Source organism: Catenuloplanes atrovinosus (genome assembly GCF_031458235.1).
GTDB classification, from domain to species: Bacteria; Actinomycetota; Actinomycetes; order Mycobacteriales; family Micromonosporaceae; genus Catenuloplanes; species Catenuloplanes atrovinosus.
In genome coordinates this window covers 3666703-3687199 of the sequence record NZ_JAVDYB010000001.1, presented here as the reverse complement: position 1 = coordinate 3687199, position 20497 = coordinate 3666703, and the positions used below count along the sequence as shown (strand labels likewise).

18 protein-coding genes are annotated in these 20497 nt (G+C 75.0%); 9 read left to right on the top strand and 9 right to left on the bottom strand.

All coding sequences use genetic code 11. From position 1 onward, the window contains the following. Window positions 1-5: 5 nt before the first annotated feature. Both J2S41_RS16615 and J2S41_RS16610 read right to left on the bottom strand, forming a co-directional pair. On the bottom strand, window positions 6-1010 hold the full coding sequence (locus tag J2S41_RS16615; protein ID WP_310368727.1) for a HEAT repeat domain-containing protein: 1005 nt from the start codon (window positions 1008-1010) through the stop codon (window positions 6-8). Then, window positions 1011-1658: a HEAT repeat domain-containing protein gene (locus tag J2S41_RS16610; protein WP_310368725.1), complete on the bottom strand. Its 648-nt coding sequence runs from the start codon at window positions 1656-1658 to the stop codon at window positions 1011-1013. A gap of 330 nt (window positions 1659-1988) precedes the next feature. Here J2S41_RS16610 and J2S41_RS16605 point away from each other — a divergent pair, with 330 nt between their 5' ends. After that, window positions 1989-3026, top strand: coding sequence for a LacI family DNA-binding transcriptional regulator (locus tag J2S41_RS16605; protein WP_310368724.1), 1038 nt, complete (start codon window positions 1989-1991; stop codon window positions 3024-3026). Here J2S41_RS16605 and J2S41_RS16600 read toward each other — a convergent pair. After that, window positions 3021-3869, bottom strand: a complete 849-nt coding sequence (locus J2S41_RS16600) for a hypothetical protein (protein WP_310368722.1) — start codon at window positions 3867-3869, stop codon at window positions 3021-3023. The two genes, J2S41_RS16605 and J2S41_RS16600, sit on opposite strands and share 6 nt — an antisense overlap. Before the next feature lie 153 nt (window positions 3870-4022). Between J2S41_RS16600 and J2S41_RS16595 the strand changes: the two genes are divergently transcribed. The 7 genes from J2S41_RS16595 to J2S41_RS16565 all read left to right on the top strand — a co-directional run bounded on the left by J2S41_RS16595 (window position 4023) and on the right by J2S41_RS16565 (window position 11306). Next, the gene (locus J2S41_RS16595; RefSeq protein WP_310368720.1) at window positions 4023-4709 is read left to right on the top strand and encodes a DJ-1/PfpI family protein; all 687 of its coding nucleotides are present in this window, start codon (window positions 4023-4025) and stop codon (window positions 4707-4709) included. Beyond that, window positions 4706-6121 (top strand): PepSY-associated TM helix domain-containing protein, encoded by a 1416-nt coding sequence (locus J2S41_RS16590; protein ID WP_310368718.1) that lies wholly within the window; start codon window positions 4706-4708, stop codon window positions 6119-6121. The genes J2S41_RS16595 and J2S41_RS16590 overlap by 4 nt, the downstream gene beginning before the upstream one ends. Window positions 6122-6377: 256 nt before the next feature. Next, complete coding sequence (locus J2S41_RS16585; RefSeq protein WP_310368717.1) at window positions 6378-7364, top strand: helix-turn-helix domain-containing protein; 987 nt, start codon at window positions 6378-6380, stop codon at window positions 7362-7364. A 60-nt stretch (window positions 7365-7424) separates the two neighbouring features. Continuing rightward, window positions 7425-8651: a helix-turn-helix domain-containing protein gene (locus J2S41_RS16580; protein ID WP_310368714.1), complete on the top strand. Its 1227-nt coding sequence runs from the start codon at window positions 7425-7427 to the stop codon at window positions 8649-8651. Window positions 8652-8730: 79 nt separating this feature from the next. After that, window positions 8731-9546 (top strand): alpha/beta fold hydrolase, encoded by an 816-nt coding sequence (locus J2S41_RS16575; RefSeq protein ID WP_310368712.1) that lies wholly within the window; start codon window positions 8731-8733, stop codon window positions 9544-9546. Window positions 9547-9548: 2 nt separating this feature from the next. Continuing rightward, a complete protein-coding gene (locus J2S41_RS16570; RefSeq protein ID WP_310368711.1) occupies window positions 9549-10367 on the top strand; it encodes an alpha/beta fold hydrolase in 819 nt (272 codons plus the stop codon). Between the two features lie 144 nt (window positions 10368-10511). After that, a complete protein-coding gene (locus J2S41_RS16565; RefSeq protein ID WP_310368709.1) occupies window positions 10512-11306 on the top strand; it encodes an alpha/beta hydrolase in 795 nt (264 codons plus the stop codon). 57 nt (window positions 11307-11363) lie between these two features. Here the strand turns inward: J2S41_RS16565 and J2S41_RS16560 are convergent, their stop codons facing one another. Next, window positions 11364-14084, bottom strand: coding sequence for an AAA family ATPase (locus J2S41_RS16560; RefSeq protein WP_310368707.1), 2721 nt, complete (start codon window positions 14082-14084; stop codon window positions 11364-11366). Window positions 14085-14191: 107 nt separating this feature from the next. Here J2S41_RS16560 and J2S41_RS16555 point away from each other — a divergent pair, with 107 nt between their 5' ends. Next, the gene (locus tag J2S41_RS16555) at window positions 14192-15292 is read left to right on the top strand and encodes a helix-turn-helix domain-containing protein (protein ID WP_310368705.1); all 1101 of its coding nucleotides are present in this window, start codon (window positions 14192-14194) and stop codon (window positions 15290-15292) included. Window positions 15293-15305: 13 nt separating this feature from the next. On the opposite strand, the gene J2S41_RS16550 is transcribed toward J2S41_RS16555, so the two are convergent. The 5 genes from J2S41_RS16550 to J2S41_RS16530 form a co-directional block, all read right to left on the bottom strand. Next, complete coding sequence (locus J2S41_RS16550) at window positions 15306-15773, bottom strand: hypothetical protein (protein WP_310368703.1); 468 nt, start codon at window positions 15771-15773, stop codon at window positions 15306-15308. Window positions 15774-15973: 200 nt separating this feature from the next. Continuing rightward, window positions 15974-17191 (bottom strand): MFS transporter, encoded by a 1218-nt coding sequence (locus J2S41_RS16545; RefSeq protein WP_310368702.1) that lies wholly within the window; start codon window positions 17189-17191, stop codon window positions 15974-15976. 49 nt (window positions 17192-17240) lie between these two features. Further along, on the bottom strand, window positions 17241-18509 hold the full coding sequence (locus tag J2S41_RS16540; RefSeq protein WP_310368701.1) for an Hsp70 family protein: 1269 nt from the start codon (window positions 18507-18509) through the stop codon (window positions 17241-17243). Window positions 18510-18529: 20 nt separating this feature from the next. Next, window positions 18530-19120 (bottom strand): peptide chain release factor-like protein, encoded by a 591-nt coding sequence (locus J2S41_RS16535; RefSeq protein WP_310368699.1) that lies wholly within the window; start codon window positions 19118-19120, stop codon window positions 18530-18532. After that, on the bottom strand, window positions 19117-20244 hold the full coding sequence (locus J2S41_RS16530; protein WP_310368698.1) for an RNA ligase RtcB family protein: 1128 nt from the start codon (window positions 20242-20244) through the stop codon (window positions 19117-19119). Before J2S41_RS16530 ends, J2S41_RS16535 begins: the two co-directional genes overlap by 4 nt. Between the last annotated feature and the right edge of the window lie 253 nt (window positions 20245-20497).

The following is a 20497-nucleotide window of genomic DNA, read 5'->3' as shown; positions in this document are numbered from 1 at the left end:
GGCCGTCACGCCGGGGCGTCGCCGCGGCGCGTGAGGATGTACGTGGCGGTGAGCGCGACCGCGCGGTCCTCGTCCCTGGACAGCTCCGCCAGCGCCCGCGACGCCGTCTCGCGCGGGATGTCCGCGAGCGCCTGCGCCAGCCGCAGCCGCGCCGCGGGCGGGACGGTACCGCCGACGGCCCGGCCGGCCAGCCCGGCGGCGATCGATTCCGCGGTCGCCGGGTCGCCCGCCAGCGCGCTGAGCGCGTCCGCCGCCTCCGCGTCCCGCACGTCCTCGACGATCATGTCGATCAGCGTGGGAACCGCCTCGGCCGCGCCGCGCGGGCCGAGCGCCAGCGCCGCGTACCGGCGGATCGCCGGGTCCGGGTGGGTGAGCGCGTCGCGCAGCAGCGCGGTCGCGGCGTCGCCCGGGATCTCGGCGATGGCCCGCACGGCGCGGTCGCGCACCCGCGCCTCCGGCGAGTCCAGCCCGTCGGCGAGCGGCGCGAGCGCGTCGTCGCCGGACCGGGCCAGCGCCCAGCGCAGCGCGCCGGCCACGTTCGGATCCGACTCGCTCAGCGCGGCCTCGACCAGCGCGTCCACCGGCGCCTCCGGCGCGGGTGACAGCGCGGCGCGCTGCCGTTTCGCCGCGTTCTCCGACCCGAGCGCGTGCAGCAGCGCCACGGTCTGGAGCACGTCCTCCCAGCCGGCCGGCTCCGCGGCCCCGATCCGGCGCAGCCGGGTGAGCAGCTCCGTCTCCGCCGCGATGCGGTCCCGCGTACGCCGCTCCAGGTCGTCGACGAGCGCGGACGGCGCGAAGCCGGGATCGTCCAGCGCGCGCCCGACCTCGCGCAGCGACAGCCCGAGCGAGCGCAGGATCTCGATGTGCAGGATTCGCCGGATGTCCTCGCCGGAGTACTCCCGGTAGCCGGCGCCGGTGCGCCCGGTCGGCCGCACCAGGCCCAGCGACTCGTAGTGCCGGAGCATGCGCGCGCTCACCCCGGACCGGCGCGCCACCTCACCGATCAGCACCTATCGCTCACCCCCGTCCGATGCTCCGAGGGCAACTATGCGCGCCGCCTCCCCGCGCGCGACGTCGAACCCGGCCTCCGGGTCCTCGGCCAGCCGTTCTGTGGCGAGTGCGTGCCGGCGCACGCCCGGGTCGGCCGCGCCCGCCGCCGCGCGCAGCACCGGCTCGGCCGCGTCGCCGAGCGCGATCAGCGCCCGGCTCAGGCTCAGTCGCACGTCCCGCCCGCCGCGCCCGAGCTGGGTCGCCAGCACCTCGGCCAGCCCCGCCTCCGCGCCGTCCGGCACCAGCGCCACCGCGGCCCGCCACGCGCTGCGCGCCACCTCGTCGTCCGCGTCGGTCAGCAGCGCGCGCGTGATGGCCGGCCACGCCCGCCGGTCCCCGATCTTGGACAGCGTGTGCAGCGCCTGGCTGCGCGCCTGCGCGCCCTCCGCGGCCAGCTCGTCGATCAGCCGCGGCACGGTCAGCGACGCCGGGTGCCGGGTGAGCGCCCAGGTCAGCGTCTCCCGCACGGAGAAGTCCGGCTCCACCGCGCACCGCCCGATCAGCGCGCCGATCAGCGCCGGTTCCGGCCGGGTGCCGACCGCCAGCGCGGCACGCAGCCGCACCGTCGGATTGTCACTGCCCAGCGCGCGCACCATGTCCGTCTGCATACCGCGCAGTCAAGACCTTGTCACCGTGTCAGGGTCAAGCCTCAGCGGCGCGCCGGCCATGCAACCGACGCATCCTCGCTGGAGGATCAGGCAGGGCATGCGCCATGCCGCCGGTCACGGATCCGGCACTCCGAGTGCGCAGGACGGACGGTTGGACGGGCGAGACTACCACGAGCACCGCCGCCGGCCCGCGCGCCAAGGATCGGCCCCCAGCGCGTCCGAAACCGTTTTCGGGCATCGTGGCACCCGCGTTAATCCACTGTCAACGGTCTATGTCGGGGCGATTGCGGGACCGTCCCGGCCGCTATGCTGATCCGAAAGCTTTCGACCATGGGGGTACGCGTGGCGAGGCAGCGGGCGCAGGCCGTGACCCTCACCGACGTGGCACGGCTCGCCGGCGTCTCGGTCGCCACCGCGTCCAAGGCGCTCAACGCGCGTGGCGAGGTCGCGGCCGCCACCCGGCAGCGCGTGCAGGCCGCCGCGGACGAGCTCAAGTTCCAGCCGAACGTGCTGGCCCGCGGCCTGATCTCGGGCAACACGCGCACGATCGGCCTGCTCACCGACGAGCTGTCCGCGGCCCGGTTCACCATCCCGGTGCTGCTCGGCGCGGAGAACGCGCTCGGCGACGAGCAGATGAGCGTGCTGCTCTGCGACGCGCGCGGCGACGCGATCCGCCGCCGCCACTACATCCGTACGCTGCTGGCCCGGCAGGTGGACGGCTTCATCATCCTCGGCGACGCCAACGAGGTGCGCCCGTCGCTGACCCGCGACATTCCGGTCCCGGTGGTCTACGTCTACTGCGAGTCCGACGACCCGGCCGACGTGTCCATCGTGGCCGACGACGCGGGCGGCGCCCGGCTGGCCACCCGCCATCTCGTGTCGCTGGGCCGCCGCCGCGTCGCGCACATCACCGGCGACCACGGCTACCGGGCCGCCCGGGACCGCGCGTCCGCGTTCGGCGCGGTCCTGCGGGAGTCCGGCCTCGACCCGGTGGGGGAGCCGCTGTTCGGCCAGTGGTCCCAGCGGTGGGGGCGGCACGCGGCGGCGATGCTGCTCTCCGCGCACCCGGACGTGGACGCGATCTTCTGCGGCAGCGACCAGATCGCGTACGGCGCGACCGAGACGCTGCGCGACCTCGGCCGCGCGGTGCCGGACGACGTGGCCGTGGTCGGCTACGACAACTGGGAGGTGATCGCCGCCGAGTGCCGCCCGCCGCTGACCACCGTCGACCTCAACCTGGAACAGCTCGGTGCCGCCGCGGTCAAGGCGCTGTTCGCGGCGCTCGACGGTGATCCGGCCGCCGGGGTGGTGCGCATGCCGACCCGGCTCATCGTGCGCGAGTCCACCGGGGTGGCGCGTCGGTCATAGCCCGTACCGGCTCTTGAGGTGGCGCCACCAGTCGCGCGCCATCCACGTGTCGAACTCGGTGATCATGGTGGCGGAGCCGGCCTTCATCAGGAAGCCGCCGACGCCCGGGTCCCAGTCGTAGAAGTCGTCCAGGCCGAGGCCGTGGCCGATCTCGTGCAGCAGGATGTGCTGGTTCTCCTGGTTGATCGAGTTCACGAAGTACTCGCTGCCCACCCGCTGGCCCCAGTCGCCGCCCGCGCCGCCGCCCATGCCGGCGGTGAGCCACAGCGACATGTCGTAGTGATGGGCGTACCCGCCGGGGCAGTTGGGGTACTGGCCGTTCTGGTTGAAGAAGCGCCCGCACGGCTCCGCGCACTGCGGCGCGTTCTCCCGGATGTCGCCGACATAGACGTCGACCGAGTCGTCCGTCCACTGGAGAGTGTTGCGGTCCCGCACCGCCCAGCCGACCACGTTCACCGGCACGTACGTGTACGGGAAGCCGTCGAAGCCGGCCATCGCCGCGATCCACTTGTTGAACTGCTGGCCGAGCTTGACCTCGATCTGGTCGCGCAGCGCGGCGCTCACCGGCGCGCTGGAGTCCCAGCGCACGCAGTAGTTGATGCTGCCCCGCGCCGCGATCAGCTGGTCCCAGATGTAGTTGCGGAACCCGTACAGGTTGCCGTACGTGTCCTCCTGGTGCTGCCACACCCGGTCCAGCGCGGCGCTCAGGTGGGCCGGCGGGTTCCACTCGGCGGCGCCGGCCGCGGTCGCCTGTGCCGGTGCGGCCGGTGCCGGCGTGACCATGGTGCCGGTGACCGCCGTGGCCAGTGCGATCGCGGCCGCCAGCAGCGCCGGTCTTCGCATGCTTCTCATGATTCGTACCCCTTCGTACGCCGAAAACCTTTTCGGGCACCCTAGGCATCGACGTGCTTTGATGTCAATGTCGCGGTTACGTGGGAACCACGGCGGCCGTTCCGCCGACTACCGGTGCAGTGATCCGCTGTGGAGGAGTCATCGATGGACCGACGGACAGTGCTGGCGACGGGTGCGGTCGCGGGCGTGGGGACGCTGATCGGCGCGAGACCGGCCGAGGCCGCGACCCGGCCGCTCCGAGTCCGGATCGTGCTGTTCGACGGCGTCGAGGAGCAGGACTTCATCGGGCCGCAGGAGGTGTTCTCGCTGGCCGGGTGGTACAGCGAGCGTCCGGTCGACACCGGCTATACCGTGCTCGGCCGGCCACGCACGATCACCGCGGCGTTCGGCACCCGCGTGACGGTCGACCGCGGCTGGCGGCCGCACGAGGCGGACGTGCTCATCGTCCCCGGCGGCGGCCGGCCGAACGAGCCCGGCATCTGGGCGGAGATCAACAACGGTGCGCTCCCGGACGCGCTCGCCGCCGCCCGCCGCCCCGGCCTGATCATGTCGTCGGTCTGCACCGGCGCGGTCCTGCTCGCCGCCGCCGGACTGCTCACCGGACGCCCCTGCACCACCCACACGGTCGCCCGGGCGCAGGTGACCGCGCGCGGCGGCGTGATCAAGAACGCGCGCGTGGTCGACGACGGCGACCTGGTCACCGCCGGCGGCATCACCTCCGGCCTGGACCTCGCGCTGCACCTGATCGGGCGTGAGCTGCACGCGGACGTGGCCATCAAGGTCGAGGAGGCGCTGGAGTACCAGGCGCGCGGCACGGTGTGGACGGCGTGACACCCCCGGAGCGCGCCGGCACGGCGGTCGACGTCGAGATCACGCGCGCACCGGCGCGGCCCGGCACCTGGGCCGCTCTCCGGCCGCTGGTCCACCGGCTGCACTTCTACGCCGGCGTCCTGATCGGCCCGTTCCTGCTGGTCGCCGCGCTGAGTGGCGGCCTCTACGCGCTCAGCCCGCAGGTGGAGAAGGCCGTCTACGCCGACCTGCTGGAGGGCGGCCCGGTCGCGATCCCGCTCGTGCAGCAGGTCGTGGTCGCGCAGCGGGCCACGGAGGTGCAGGGCCTGGTCGCGGTGCGGCCCGCGCCCGAGGGCGGCACCACCCGGGTGATCTTCGACGACGGGTCGTTCCCCGAGTCGTATCGTCACGCGGTCTTCATCGACCCGGCCGACGGGCGCGTGCTCGGCCAGGCCACCGTCTACGGCACCAGCGGCGCGCTGCCGGTCCGCTCCTGGATCGACGAGCTGCACCGGTCGCTGCACCTCGGCGACGCCGGCCGCCTCTACAGCGAGCTCGCCGCCTCCTGGCTGTGGGTGGTCGCGCTCGGCGGCCTCGCGCTCCGGCTCGGCCGCGCCCGCCGCGGCCCGTTCGTACCCCGGCGTCCGCGTGGCCGCGCCCGCACCCGCGGCTGGCACGCGTTCCTCGGCGTCTGGCTCCTGGCCGGCCTGCTCGCGCTCTCCGCCACCGGCCTGACCTGGTCCCAGTACGCCGGCGGCAACGTCACCGCGCTCCGCGCCCAGCTCGGCTGGTCCACCCCGTCGCTGGACACCGCGCTCGGCCCCGCCGCCGCACCGTCCACCGGCGACTCCCACGCCGGCCACGGCGGTCAGGTCACGCCACCGCCCGGCGCCGCCGACCCCACCCAGATCGACGCCATCCTCGGCGCCGCCCGCCTCGCGGACATCGACTCCGACCAGGTCGAGATCGGCGTGCCCACCGGCGAGTCCCGCGCCTGGACCGTCACCGAGGTCGACCGCGCGTACCCCACCTCCGTCGACGCCGCCGCCGTCGACCCGGCCACGCTCGCCGTCACCGACACCGTCCGCTTCGCCGACTACCCGTTCATGGCCAAGCTGGCCCGCTGGGGCGTCGACCTCCACATGGGCGCCCTCTTCGGCCTGCCCCACCAGCTCGCGCTCGCACTCCTCGCCGCCGGCCTGACCACCCTGGTCGTCCTCGGCTACCGCATGTGGTGGCAGCGCCGCCCCACCAGCGTCTCCCGCCGGCGCCCCGGCCCACTCCTCCCACCCGCCGGCCTCCGTAGCCTGCCCTGGCCCGCACTGCTCGCACTCGCCGCCGTCACGCTCGCGGCCGGCTGGTTCCTCCCACTGCTCGGCCTCAGCCTCGCCGCCTTCCTCCTGCTCGACGTCACCCTCGGCACCCTCCACCGCCGCCGCCGACCCACGACCTGACCCCACCCCCGAAGGCGGCGGCAGGTGCGGGCCTGCCGCCGCCGGTCGTTCCGGTCGCCGCTTTCGCATTTCTCCCACGTGCCGAGCGAGTCGCCCGTTGTGGGCGACCATGACGGTCAGCGCGGACGCCATTGATGACATCGGCCTGGCCTTGTTCACCCGTTGAGGTGATCTTCCCTTCCCCGATTGCTGAATCGGCCGGACAACGCTGCGGGCTCGCGGCCCGTGCGTCCGGCCCGCGCGGAGGGTGCAGACTATGGCTCGGGCGACGGCGGAGGCGGCCACGATGACGTTTGTTCTGGATACCGAGGGGCTGACGCCCGGGGAGCGGGCCGAGGCGGTGTACGCGGCGATGATGTACGCGTCGGCGCCGTGCCGGGTGATTCATGAGGACGAGGCGGGGCCGGGGCATGCGCGGCTGGAGGTGTGGGAGCACGGCGACGGGAACGTGTTCACGCACCGGTCGTCGGGGATTCGGCTGTTGCGGACGGAGCGGCTGGCGCGGCGGGAGGCGATGCCGGTCCTGGCGCTGTCGGTGCAGTTGACGGCGGAGGGGCGGATCGAGCAGGCGGGTCGGCGGTGGCGGGTGCCGGCGGGGGAACTGCTGGCGGTCGACCTGTCGGGGGCGTACGACTACTCGTGGTCGGGGGACGGGGCGGCGGGCGCGGTGCAGATCCCGTTCGACCGGCTGGGACTGCCGGTGGACGTGGTGCGCGGCGCGGTGCCCCAGATCAGGTCGTCGCCGTACTACCGGATGGTGACCGACCACGTGGGACATCTGGCCCGCGATCCGGCGCGGCTGGCCGGCGACGCCGGGGTGGCCACGGCGAGCGTGGAGCTGGTGCGGGCGCTGCTGGCCTCGGTGGCGCGGCCGGGGCCGGGCACGCGGCGGGCGATGGCGGAGACGCTGCTGACGCGGGTGCGGGCGTTCGTGCGGGCCCGGCTCGCGGACCCGGACCTGACCCCGGCGATGATCGCGGCGGCGCACCACGTGTCGCCGCGGCACCTCTACCAGGTGTGCGCGGACGCGGGGCTGAGCCTGGAGCAGTGGATCATCGGGGAGCGGCTGCGCGCGGCGCGGCACGAGCTGCTGCGGCCGGAGAGCCGGGGACGGTCGGTGGCGGCGATCGCGCGCGCCTGGGGGTTCCGCGACCCGACCCACTTCACCCGCCGGTTCAAGGCACGGTACGGCGTGCTGCCCAGCGCGCTGCGCCGGCCGCCCGGTGATGATCATGCACGGTGAGCCGACGGTCGCGCAGCGAGGGCCGAGGGCGCCGGGGTCGTCCGCCGATAGCGTCGTCCGGTGCACGACGTGTTCGGGGATCGGCTTCGTGACCTGCGCATCCGGGCGGGCCTGACGATCGAGGCGCTCGCCGGGGCGTCCGGCGTGAGTGTGCGCGCGATCAGCGACACCGAGCGCGGCCGCAACCGGGCACCGCGGGCCCGCACGGTCGCGGCGCTGGCGGCGGCGCTCCGGCTGGGCCCGGGCGACGCGGCCGCGTTCGCCGCGCTGGCCCGCGCCGGCTGGGACCCGGGCGTGCCGGCGGGCCGGCCGCGCGCCGGTGAGCTGCCCAGGCGTACCGCCGAGTTCGTCGGCCGGGAGGCCGAACTGGCCGTGCTCGGCGACCGGGTCACGACCGAGGCGCCCGCGTCGGTCACGGTGCTGCACGGGCCGCCCGGGGTGGGCAAGACCGCGCTGGCGATCCGCGCGGCGGAGCTGCACCGGCACCGGTTCCCGGGCGGCGCGCTGCACGTGGACCTGCGCGGCACCGCGCCGGAACCGGCCGCGCCCGGTGACGTGCAGGCGGTGCTGTTCCGGGCCTTGGGCGTGCCGCCGCGACGGATCGCGGCCGACGCGGACGAGCGGGCCGGGCAGCTGCGCGCGCTCCTCGGCCGGCGGCGGTGCCTGCTCGTCCTGGACGACGCGGCCGGTGAGGCGCAGGTCCGCGAGCTGCTGCCGGGCGCGGGCAGCGTGCTGATCACGAGCCGGCGCCCGCTGGGCGGCCTGGCGGCGGTCCGGCGGTGCGCGGTGACGCCGCTGCCGCTCGCGGATGCGGTCGCGCTGCTGCGCACGGCCGGCGCTGAACCCGGTACGGAGGAGGAACTCGTCGCGGTCGCCCGGCTCTGCGGGCATCTCCCGCTGGCGTTGCGGCTCGCGGCGAATCGGCTGGCCGGCGGCGGCACCGGCCGGCTCATCGCGGAACTCGCCGACGCGGATCGCCGCCTGACGGCACTGAGCACGGAGGACACCGGCGTCGAGGCCGCGTTCGCCGTCTCCTATGAACGGCTCGGCGGGCCGGCCCGGACGCTGTTCCGGCGGCTGGCGTGGGTGCCGACCGAGCCGTTCGGCGCCGCCGACCTGGCCGGGTACGACCCGCTCACCGCGGAGGACCTGCTGGAGGAGTTGCTCGACTCGGGGCTGCTGCAGCCGGAGGGCGCGGACCGCTACCGCATGCACGAGCTGATCCGGCTGTACGCGGCGGGCCGGCTGCGCGCCGAGGAGCCGTGGCACCGCTCCCATTCCGCCTAATGTTCCGCATGGTTCGCCGGTGCGTCCGCTGGTTGCATGTGGCTCGTATCGATCGCAGACGCCTCAGGAGAGCGATTTCATGAGCGAACTACCCCGGCGTACGGTGCTGGCCGGCTCGGCGGCCGTCGTGGCCGCCGGCGTCCTCACCGCCACGACCGCGGTCCCGGCCGCGGCGGGCGGCACCGGGCCCAAACCCACTGTCGTGCTGGTGCACGGCGCGTTCGCGGACGCGTCCGGCTGGACCGAGGTGATCCGCCGCCTGAGCCGCGACGGCTACCCGGTGCTGGCACCGCCGAATCCGCTGCGCGGCGTCGCGTCCGACGCCGCCTACCTGGCGGACTTCCTGACCACCGTGCCCGGCCCGATCGTGCTGGCCGGGCACTCGTACGGCGGCTTCGTGCTGACGAACGCGGCCACCGGCAACGCGAACGTGAAGGCGCTCGTCTACGTGGCCGCGTTCGCGCCCGACGCCGGCGAGACCGTGCACGACCTCCAGGTGCTGTTCCCCGGCACCAGGCTCGGCGAGGCGCAGCTGGACGTCCGGCCGCACCCCGGCGGGTACGACGGGTACGTCAAGGCCGCCGCGTTCCGCGAGGTGTTCGCCGGTGACCTGCCGACCGCCACCACCGACCTGATGTGGGCGACGCAGCGGCCCGGTGACACACGCACGCTGAGCGAGCCGTCCGGCGCGCCGGCCTGGCGGCAGGTTCCGTCCTGGTACCTCGTCGCGCGCGACGACCAGCTCATCCCGGCCGCGGCGCAGCGGTTCATGGCGACGCGGGCCGGGGCGCGCACCGTCGAGATCCGCGCCTCGCACGTCGCCATGATCTCCCAGCCGCGGGTCACGGCCGACCTGATCGCGCTCGCCGCCCGTACCGTCTCGAAGGGTCGTTGATCATGCCTTTCGTCACCGTCGAGGACGGCGCGCAGATCTTCTACAAGGACTGGGGGAGCGGCCGCCCGGTGGTGCTGTCGCACGGCTGGCCGCTCAACTCCGACAGCTGGGAGGCGCAGGCGCTGTACCTGGCCGCGCACGGCTACCGGGTGATCGCGCACGACCGGCGCGGGCACGGCCGATCCACGCAGACCTGGCACGGCAACGAGATGGACACCTACGCGGACGATCTCGCCGCGCTGCTGGACTCGCTGGACCTGCGGGACGCGACGCTGGTCGGGTTCTCCACCGGCGGCGGCGAGGTGGCGCGGTACATCGGGCGGCACGGCACCGGCCGGGTCGCGCAGGCCGTGCTGGTCTCCGCGGTGCCGCCGTTCATGCTGCGCACGCCGGACAACCCGGAGGGCGTGCCGGTCACGGTGTTCGACGCGATCCGCGCCGGGTCGCTGGCCGACCGGTCGCAGACCTATCGTGATCTGGCGGCCGGGCCGTTCTTCGGCGGCGCCGCGTCGCAGGGCGTGCGGGACGCGTTCTGGCTGCAGTCGATGGCGTCCGGGCACCGCAACGCCTACGAGTGCATCGCCGCGTTCTCGGCCACCGACTTCCGTGACGACCTCGCCCGGTTCGACGTGCCGACGCTGGTCATCCACGGCGACGCGGACCAGGTCGTGCCGTTCGACGTGGGCGGCAAGCGGTCCGCCGCCCTGATCAAGGACGCCGAGCTGATCGTCTACGCCGGCGCACCGCACGGCATCACCGACACCCACAAGGAGCAGCTCGGCGCCGACCTGCTCGCGTTTCTAAGGGAGTGGACGGCATGAGCGAGCTTGCGAGCGAATCATCGGCTCAGCGCCGACTACGGCGTATCGGGAGCGTGGAGGGGGGTCCGGCATGAGCGAGCTTGCGAGCGAATCATCGGCTCAGCGCCGACCACGGCGTATCGGCAGCGAGGAGGGGTGTACGGCATGAGCACCATTGTTCTGGTTCATGGGCTGTGGGTGACGCCGCGCAGCTGGGAGGGGTGGGTCCGGCACTTCGAGGCGAAGGGCCACACCGTGATCACCCCGGCGTACCCCGGCTTCGAGGTGGAGGTCGAGGCGCTGCGCGCGGACCCGACGCCGATCGCTACGCTGACCGTGCCGGACACCGTCGCCCACCTGGAAAAAGTGATCACCGCGCTGCCGGAAAAGCCGATCATCATGGGCCATTCCTTCGGCGGTACGCTGACGCAGCTGCTCCTGGATCGCGGCCACGGCGCCGCCGGCGTGGTGATCAACTCGGCGCCGACCGAGGGCATCCGGGTCACGCCGCCGTCGCAGATCCGGTCGCTGTTCCCGATCCTGAACAATCCGGCCAAGCGCCATCGGGCCGCCGGCTTCACCCACGAGCAGTGGCGGTACGCGTTCACCAACACGCTGTCCGAAGCGGACTCGCGCGCCGCCTACGAGCGGTACGCGATCCCGGCGCCGGGCAGCTGGGTCTGGTCGTACGGCCTGATCGCCAACTTCAAGCCGGGCAGGCAGGAGACCTGGGTCGACTACCGCAACCCGAATCGGGCCCCGCTGCTGTTCATCGCCGGCGGCGCGGACCACATCATGCCGCCGTCGGTGAACCGCTCCAACGCCCACCACTACCGCGGCGAGGGCACGGTCACAGACTACGTCGAGTTCCCGGGCCGCTCGCACTGGACGTGCGCCGAGCCGGGCTGGGAGCGGATCGCCGACACCGCCCTTGACTGGGCGCAGCGCCACGCGCGCTGACCCGCTCGTGACCACGGGCCGCGCGAGTCCGTTCGCGCGGCCCGTGGCGTGCCGGCGTCACCCGCCGTCGAGCACCGCGGCGAGCTGGGCGCGGCGGGTGACGCCCAGCTTCGGGTAGATCCGGTACAGGTGGGAGCCGATCGTCCGGTGCGAGAGGAACAGGCGCTCGGCGATCTCGCGGTTGGTCAGCCCCTCGGCGGCCAGCGTGGCGATCTGGAGCTCCTGCGGGGAGAGCTGCTCCCGCGCCGATGAGACGCGCCGGCGGCTCTGCTCGCCGGTGGCGCGCAGCTCGGCCCGGGCGGTCTCGGACCACGGGCCGGCGCCGAGCGCGTCGAACGTGTCCCGGGCCGCGCGGAGCAGATCCCGCGCGGCCCGGGTGTGGTGCCGGCGGCGCAGCCGGCCGCCGAGGTGCAGTTGCAGGCGCGCCCGGTAGACCGGCCAGCGCGCGAGCTCGCCGGTGAAGACGTCCGGCTCCGGGTCCGGGCCGGTGACGACGGCCGCGTACTGCGCGGCCACCACCAGGATCGGCGCGCCGACGCGGCCGGCCAGCTCGGGCAGCCCGGCGATCAGCGCACGGGCGTCGTCCAGGCGGCCGGCGGCCACGGCCGCGTCGAGCAGGTCGGGCACCAGCCACCAGCGCATGTACCGGTGGTAGCTGGGATGCGCCGGATCGAACGTCCGCGCCAGCGTCGCGTACGCCTCCCGCGCGTCTCCCCGGAACAGGTGCACCAGGCCGCGCGTCTGGGCCAGAGCGACCTGGATGTAGCGCATGCCGGCCGCGAGCGGGCTGGCCGCGACCTCGTCCAGCAGCGCGGTGGCGTGGTCGAGGTCGCCGCGCATGGCCGTGATCGCGGCGATGCTGGTCTGCGCGGCGACCTCGTAGAACGCCTCGCCGGTCTCCTGGGCGAGCGCCCGGGCCTCGGTCAGCTCCGCGTGCGCGGTGTCCCACTGGCCGAGCCACAGCCGGCCCCAGTTGCCGCCGCCGAGCAGCCGGGCCAGCACGCCGAGCCGGCCCTGGGCGCGCGCGTCGGCGGCCGCCACGTCGATGCACTCGCAGCTGCGGGCGAAGTCGCCCAGCACCAGCGATGCGCTCCCCAGGAAGCGCATCGCGTCCGGGCCGTCCGCGGTGGCGCGCCGCAGCCGCTCCAGCACCTCGTGGCCGCGCTCCTCCGGCACCGTGTACGCCAGGATCGCCAGCGCCTGCGGGTCGTCCGGACCCGGCGCCGCGTCGTCGACCAGCGCGGCGACCGTGGCCCGGGCCTCCGCGGTCTCCGGCCCGGTCGCCTGGAAGAAGCAGCGGGACGCGGCGCGCCACAGCACCTGCATGGCGAGTTCCGGCCGGCCGGCCCGGTGCGCCGCGACCGCGATGCCGGTCAGGTCGCGCACGCGCTGCAGCGGGTCCCGGTAGCGGCCGTACCGGACCACCTCCGTCACGTTCGTCAGCCGGGCCTGCTCGACCGGCCCGAGCCCGGTCAGGTCGCCGCCGGCCAGCAGCTGCTCGACCTCGTACCGGGCGCCGACCTCGCTGGCCAGTTCGGCCGCGCGAAGCAACAGCGACCGGGCGGTACGCGGATCGTCGGTCAGCTCGCCGGCCCGGCGCAGCGCGGCGACCGCCGACATGGTGCCGCCGCGCAGGTGGGCCCGGTCGGCGTATTGCGCCAGCTCGCGGGCGAGCGACTCGTCGGTGCCGATCGCGGCCGCGGCCAGGTGCCACAGGCGACGGTCCGGCACGGCGGTGAGCTGGGCCGCGAGCGCGCGGTGCGCCGCCAGCCGGTCCACCATGGACGCCCGCTGGTAGACGGCCGAGCGCATCAGCGGGTGCCGAAACCGCATGGCCGCGCCGGCGACCTCGATCAGGCCCGCGTCGATCGCGTCCTGCGCGTCGGGCAGCCCGACCTCCTCGCCGCGGATGGCGGACGCGGCCGCGAGCAGCCGGCGCAGGTCGCACGTGGTGTCCGCGGCCAGCACCAGCAGCAGCGCGGCGGCGCGCGCGCCGAGCCCGGCGGCGCGGGCGGCGAACGCGGCCTCCAGCCGGTGGTTCAGCGGCAACGTGCCGTCCGCCGGCGTCTCCGCGGCCACGGTCTTGGACAGCTCGACCAGCGCCAGCGGGTTGCCGGCGGCCTCGGCGAGCAGCCGCTGCCGGACCGCGTGCGGCAGTCGTGGCGCCCGGGCGTCCAGCAGCGCGGCCGCGTCCACGCTGTCGAGCCGGCCGAGCTCGGTGTCCGGCAGGCCGGTGCGGCGCCGTGGGCCGTCCAGCGCGACGGTGCGGGTGGCGCCGACCGCGAGGACCGGCTCGGTCGCCACCCGGCGGGCCACGAAGCCGAGCACGTCCAGGCTGGCCCGGTCCAGCCAGTGCAGGTCGTCGAGGAGCAGTGCGACCGGGCGGTCCGCGGCGACCTCGGTGATCAGTTCGAGCAGCGCGAGCGCGACCGCGTACACGTCCGGCTCGCCGTCCTCCAGCCAGAGCGAGGTGCGCAGCGCGGCCCGGTGCGCGGGCGGCAGGTCGCCGACGCGCGCGCTCAGCGGGTGGATGAGCTGGTGGATCGCGGCGTACGGCAGACGGGACTCGCTCTCCGTCCCGGCCGCCCGCAGCACCCGCATGCCGTGCCGCGCCGCCGCCCTCTCCAGCGCGTCGAGCAGCGCGGTCTTGCCGATGCCGGGCTCGCCGCGGATGACCAGCGCGCCACCCCGGCCCCCGGCCGCGTCGGCGGCCAGCCGCTCCAGCACCGACAGCTCGTCGTCGCGTCCGAACAGGAGCGGGTCGGAGGCGGCGGGCACGACGTCATTCTGCCATCGCAGTAGCGGGCGCAGTCGTCGTACTCAAGCCCGGGAGCGTACCGTCCCGGCAGGCTGGCGGAGCCCCTCCGAGAACCCAGGAAGCCGATGTGCACCCGCCACCCCTCGCCGTGCTGATCCGCGCCCACCGGCACGCGGCCCGCCTGACGCTGCACGAGCTGTCCGCCGCGTCCGGCATCAGCGTGCGCGCCCTCGGCGACCTGGAGCGCGGGCAGAGCACGGCCCGGGACCGTACGCTCGACGCGCTCGCGGGCGCGCTCGGACTGGGCGCGGACGATCGCGCGGTCCTGACCGAGGCCGCGGCGGTCGCGCGGGCGGTGCCGGAGGACGCGTTCGCGCTGCCGCGCGCCGTGCCCGACTTCACCGGGCGTACGGAACCGGCCGAGCTGCTTGCGCGGGCGGTGCGGGACGGCGCCCCGGTGATCGTGCACGGGATGGCCGGGGTGGGCAAGACCGCGCTGGTGGTGCACACCGTGTCCCGGACGGCCGGCCGGTTTCCGGGCGGCGTCTCGTTCCTCGACTGCCGGGGCACCCGGCCGTCGCGGTCCGGCGCGGAGGCCGGTGGAGCGGTCGACGTGGCCGGGCGGCTGCGGCGGACGCTCGCGGCCGGGGCACGGGGCCGCCGGCTGATCGTCCTCGACGACGTCGCCGGGGACCTCCCGCCGGAGCCGCCGCGGGCCGGCGCCGCCCTGGTGATCACCAGCCGGTCGCCGCTGCCGGGGATCGACGGCGCGGTGCGGATTCCGCTGGGCCCCCTGCCCGCGGGCGAATCGGTCGCGCTGCTCGCGGCGATCACCGGCGCGCCCGCCGATGCGGCCATGGCGGCGGTCGCGGACTACTGCGGGCACCTGCCGCTGGCGCTGCGGATCGCCGGGAACCGGCTCACCGGGCGGCCGGGCGGGACGGCGGCCCACCTGGCGGACCGGCTCGCCGACGAGGACCGGCGGCTCGCGGTGCTGTCCGCCGGTGACCTGTCCGTCGAGGCCGCGCTCGCGACGTCGTTCGGCCGGCTCTCCGCGCACGCCCGGTCGGTGATCCACCGCCTGGCGCACGCGCCCGGTCAGGTGCCCGCCGAGGCCTCGCCCGCGATCGAGGAACTGCGCGGCGCCGGGCTGCTCGCGCCCGCGGCGGACGGGCGGTACCGGCTCCACGACCTGGTCCGCATCGCCGCCCGCAGGCTGGGGCCGTGACGGCCGGGAGTGGTCAGCGGCGGCAGTCGCCGCGGAGGCGGAGGGTGGCGATGACGGCGCTGCCGAGGCGTTCCGCGTCGTCGCGGCTGAGGGAGTGGCGGGAGACGGCGGCCTCGACCAGGGTGTCGCGGACCGCGGTCTCCTCGGCGGGGGTGAGGGCGGTCGCGCCGGGGCGGCGGTTGAGCAGCGTGGCCACGCGGCGGCGGGCCGGTTCGGGGAGCGGGCCGGGGGTGCCGGTGCCGAACGCGGCGGACAGCGCCTGGAGCACGCCGAGCAGCGCGGGGGATATCGAGCCGGACGCGGCGACCGGTGGGCGTGGCCGTCGCGCGGACGAGGCCCGGCCGCGGCGCAGCTCGCAGGCCACGTCGTCGAAGGCGACCAACTCGGCGGGGTACGCACCGGCGATGACCTCGCGCCCGAGGATCACCACCTCGTCGTGCTCGCCCTTGGTCCGGTGTCCGCCGCGCCGCCACAAGCCCACGTCTGCCCACACCCCACCGTCGTCGCGACCGTCCCTCGCCCGCCCAACTGAGTGGTCGGGGCACGGTGACGCGATGTCGCCCGCGCAGGGTCGGCCGTCCGTACCACGCGTTCCGGCATCCATCGAAGGATGTCGGCCGGGGAGGCTCCGTGCCGCGTGGAACGGTGGGCGTTCGTACCGGTGGATGCTCGTGTGGTCGTTCAGCGGGTCCGGCGGTGGGCGATGATCAGGAGCAGGGCGCTGAGCAGGCCGAGCGTGGCCACACCGAGCAGCGGTGCGGTGCTGCCGAGTGCGCCGGTGAGCGCGGCCAGCACGGCGGGCGTCAGGAAGCCGGTGTACGCGATCGCGTAGAAGACGCCGGTGAGCGCGGCCAGGTCGCCCGGACCGGCGATGCGCTGCACCTCGAGGATCGCGCAGACCATGCCGACGCCGATGCCGCAGCCCATCACCACGGCCACGAGCAGGCCGAGTGGCCAGGAGCGCGCGTGGTCCGCGATCGCGGCCAGCGTCACGCCCGCGGTGATCAGCAGGATCGCGGCCACCAGGCCGGGACCGGTGCGCGTCGTGACCAGGCGTTTCGCCCACGGCTGGATGAGGGCGGAGACGCCGAGCGCCAGGACGGTGAGCAGCGTGGCGTACGCGATGCCGGCGCCGGGCGTGGTCTCCTCCAGCAGCACCGGCAGGTATCCGAACGTGACCGACGGCGCCACGAACAGCCACGGCGCGGCCACCATCACCACCCGGACGAACCGGGGGTGCCCGGCGGTGGGCACCCGCGACCGCGTGGGCGCGCCGACGGTGACCGCGGTTTCCGGCGCACGCAGCACCAGCCAGGCGAACGGCAGTGTGAGCAGCACGTGGATCACGAACGGCAGTTGCAGCGGCCACGGGCCCCACTGTGCGAACAGGCCCGCGACCAGCGCGCCCGCGGCGGACCCGAGTGAGAACGAGGTGGTGGCGCGGCGGGCACCGGCGCCGGCGTCCGCGCGCGGGTCGTAGACGCCCTGCGACAGCTCCTTCAGCCAGGAGGTGCCGACGCAGGTCGCGGTGCCGACCGCGATGCCGGCCAGCAGCCGCCCGACGCAGATCATCACCGGGCCGGTCCCACCGAACGCCAGCGCGGTGCTGGCGGCCAGCGCGGCCAGCACGCCGCCGAACATGACCGGGCGGCGGCCGTACCGGTCGGAGAGCGCGCCGCTGAGCACGAACGCGGGCGCGAGCCCGAGCACGTAGACGCCGAGGAAGCCGTTGACGGCGAGCGCGGAGTAGTGCTCACGCTGCTTGTAGAGCAGCAGGAGCGGGCTGAACTGGTTGCCGGCCCAGGTGGAGAAGAACATGACGGCGTATACGGAGATCCACGGGCGCCGCTGTGCGGTGATCGTGAGCGCGGGGGCCGGGGCGGTGAGCGTCGCCGTCATGTGCCACGACGCTACCGGGTTGTATGCAACGATGCATACAACAAGTGGTTCAGCTCTCCCGCGTCACCAGCCAGATGATCGCGAACAACAGCACGATCAGCCCGAACAGCACGGCGAAGTCCCGTCCGATCGAGGGTTCGGGGGGCCGGGGTGCGGGCGCCTCCACGGGTTCCTCCGCCGGCCTCTCCACGGGTCTCTCCGCCGGTTCTGCCGCCATCCTCTCCACCGGCCTCTCCGCCGGCCTCTCCGCCGGCCTCTCCGCCGGCGGCGAGGATGGCGGCGATGTGCCGGGCTCGGCCGCGCCCAGCGCCACCACCAGCTCCGACTGGTCCAGCACGACCGGCGCCACGTCGAAGGCCCGGTGCAGCATCGTGGCGGCGAGCGGAATCCGGCTCGACCCGCCCACCATGAAGATCGCGGCCAGCGGGCCCGCGTCCGGGCCCGCCGCCCGCAGCGCCGACCGGGTGGCCGTCACGGTCCGCTCGATCACGGTCCGGGCCACCAGCTCGAACTGCGGCCTGCCCAGCACCGCCTCGCGGTCCAGCAGCGGCACGTACACCGACGCGGACGCGGTGCGGGACAGCATCTCCTTGGCGCCGCGCACCTCCTCGCGCAGCTGCCGCGCGGCCCGCCGGTCCGCCGGGCCGGACGGCGCCAGCAGCCGCGGCCACCGCCCGTCCGGGTCCGGCAGCGTGGCGGCGAGCACGCCGAGCACCGCCTCGTCCACGTCGAGCCCGCCCGCGTCCGGCAGCCCTTCGCTGGCCACCACCGCGAAACCGCCGGCGGTACGGGTGAGGACCGTGGCGTCGAAGGTGCCGCCGCCGAAGTCGTACACGATCGCGCAGTGCCCGGCCGGCACGTCGTGGCCGGTCGTGACCAGCCGTTGCGCGGCCGCGACCGGCTCCGGCACCAGGCGCGGCGCGGGCAGGCCCGCCCGGTGCGCCGCCGCGGTCAGCACCGCCCGCCGGTGCGGGCCCCACGCGGCCGGATGGGTCAGCACCAGCTCGCCCACGCCGCCGCGATGCTCCGCCGCGACCCGGGCCAGCACCGCGCCGATCGCCTCGGCGACCGGCACCTCCCGGTCGCCGAGCAGCAGCACGCCGTCGTCGACGCGCCGCTTCGGCCACGGCTCGAACGCCTCAGGCCGGCTGCCGCCCCACTGCACCGCGTCCCGGCCGGTGAACAGCCGGTCCCCGGCCGCGCAGACCGCGGACGGCAGCAGCGGGAAGCCGTCGAACAGCACGGGCGTCGCGCCGCCCTCCGGTGTGGACACCGCGGCCGTGGTGTGCGACGTGCCGAAGTCGATACTGAGGACCACGCCATGCAGCGTAGGCGCGGCTACGGCCGTTCGGTACGGATCGGGTTGCCGCGGATCAGGTCGTCGTGGACCTCCCAGCGCCGCGTCTTCAGCCGCTCGCCGGCCGCGGCATCGCCGGCCTCGATCCGCTCCCGCAGCCGGCGCAGCGCCGCCTGCCGGTTCAGCCCGAAGCGCCGCTCGGTGTCCGCGACCACCACCAGCCCGGTCGGGCGGTGCGTGGCGCGCACCGAGGAGCTGACCTTGTTGCGGTGCTGGCCGCCGGGCCCGCCGGTGCGGATCGGGACGATCTCCACGTCCGCCTCGTCGAACACGGTCCGCTCGGCCGCGGTGGCGACCGGCGCGGCGATGACGTACCAGTTCTTGCGGCTCGTGGACCGGAACGGCGACGGCGCCTGCCAGCACAGCGTGCCGGTCCACGCCGCCGCGAACGCCGGGTCCGACACGGACAGCAGGATCGACCGGTAGGTACCCGGCCGATCCCCGGGCACCTCCTGCACGCGGGTGACCGTCACCTTCCGGCGCGCCGCCTCCGCCTCCAGGCGGCGCACCAGGTGCGCCAGCGCCCACGAGCACTCCAGCGGCCCGCGGCCCGCCGACACCAGCAGGTTCATCGCCGGCCACCCCGGTCCGCGGTCTTGTAGGTGACCACCGGGTGGGTGCTGACCACGGGCGTGGCCAGCCCGAACTCCACCAGGTCGTCGATCACCCGCTCGATCTTCTTGTACGCGGTCGGCGCCTCCTCGAACAGCAGCTGCCGGTCGCCGCACACCACGTAGGACCCGACCGGCGTGCGCCGCAGCTCCTCCACCGTGTGCTTCGCCCTACCCCGGCGCAGTGCGTCCGCCCGCGACATCTTGCGCCCGGCGCCGTGCGCGACCGAGTAGTTCGCGTCCGGGCCCGCGTGCGCGGCCACCAGGTAGGAGGCGGTACCGCGGGTGCCCGCGACCAGCACGTCCCGCCCGTCGCCGTTCGCCGCGCCCTTCCGGTGCAGGTAACGGCCGTCCACCACGGACACGGAGTTGTGGCACTCGTCCACGATCGGGTCCTCCACCGCGGCGCCCAGCGCCTCCGCGACGCGCGCCGCCATCAGCCGCCGGTTCAGCGAACCCCACCGGACCGCGTCGTCGTGCGCCGCGAGGTAGCCGTGCACGTCCGCGGCCGGACCGGCGCCGTGCACCTCGGTGTGCGCGCGCAGAATCCGCTCGCCGAGGCCGCGCGATCCACTGTGCACGATCAGCACCAGGTCGTCCGCGCCGAGCCCGAGCCGCGCGGCGTGCGCCTCGTCGTGCACCTGCCGCACCCGCGCCAGCTCGACGAAGTGGTTGCCGCGCCCGACCGTGCCGAGCTGCTCCACGTACCCCGCGGGAATCTCGCTCTCCACGTCGTCCGGATCGAGCGGCCGGTCCAGGTCCGGGAACCTGGCCGCCAGCCGCTCCGGCACCGGCCGCTTCACCCTGATCGGGAACACCGCGATCCCGCACCCGATGTCCGACCCCACCAGGAACGGATACAGCACCCGAGACGACATCGCCGCCCCGATCGGCGCCCCCTTACCCGGATGCAGATCCGGCATGGCGGCGACGTGCACCATGCCGTCGAGCGCCGCCACCTGGCGACACTGGTCGAGCGCATCCGACTCGATCCAACTCGACTCCGACGCGAAAACGGACACACTGGCGTGCTGGGAAGACAAGGATTCGCTCACTTCACGTAGCTGGCGGAAAGACGCGGACATGCGGCACCGCCGGGCGAGATCGCCACGGGGCCGTCGGGGTGGTCCGTCAGTACGTCATGCCGAGATCATGACCGTCCCCGGCTCACGGCCGCAACGCGTTTTCCGGCGTGGCCGCCCTGCGCGTGGAAATGCCGCCGAAGGTGCGGCGCCAGCTCCTGGCGCGCGCCCGATCCCCCCGGGTCAGCGACCGCCCGTTCGTAGTGCTGGCTCACCGGTCGCGCCGGATTCCTGCATGGCCCCGGCCTGCCGCGCT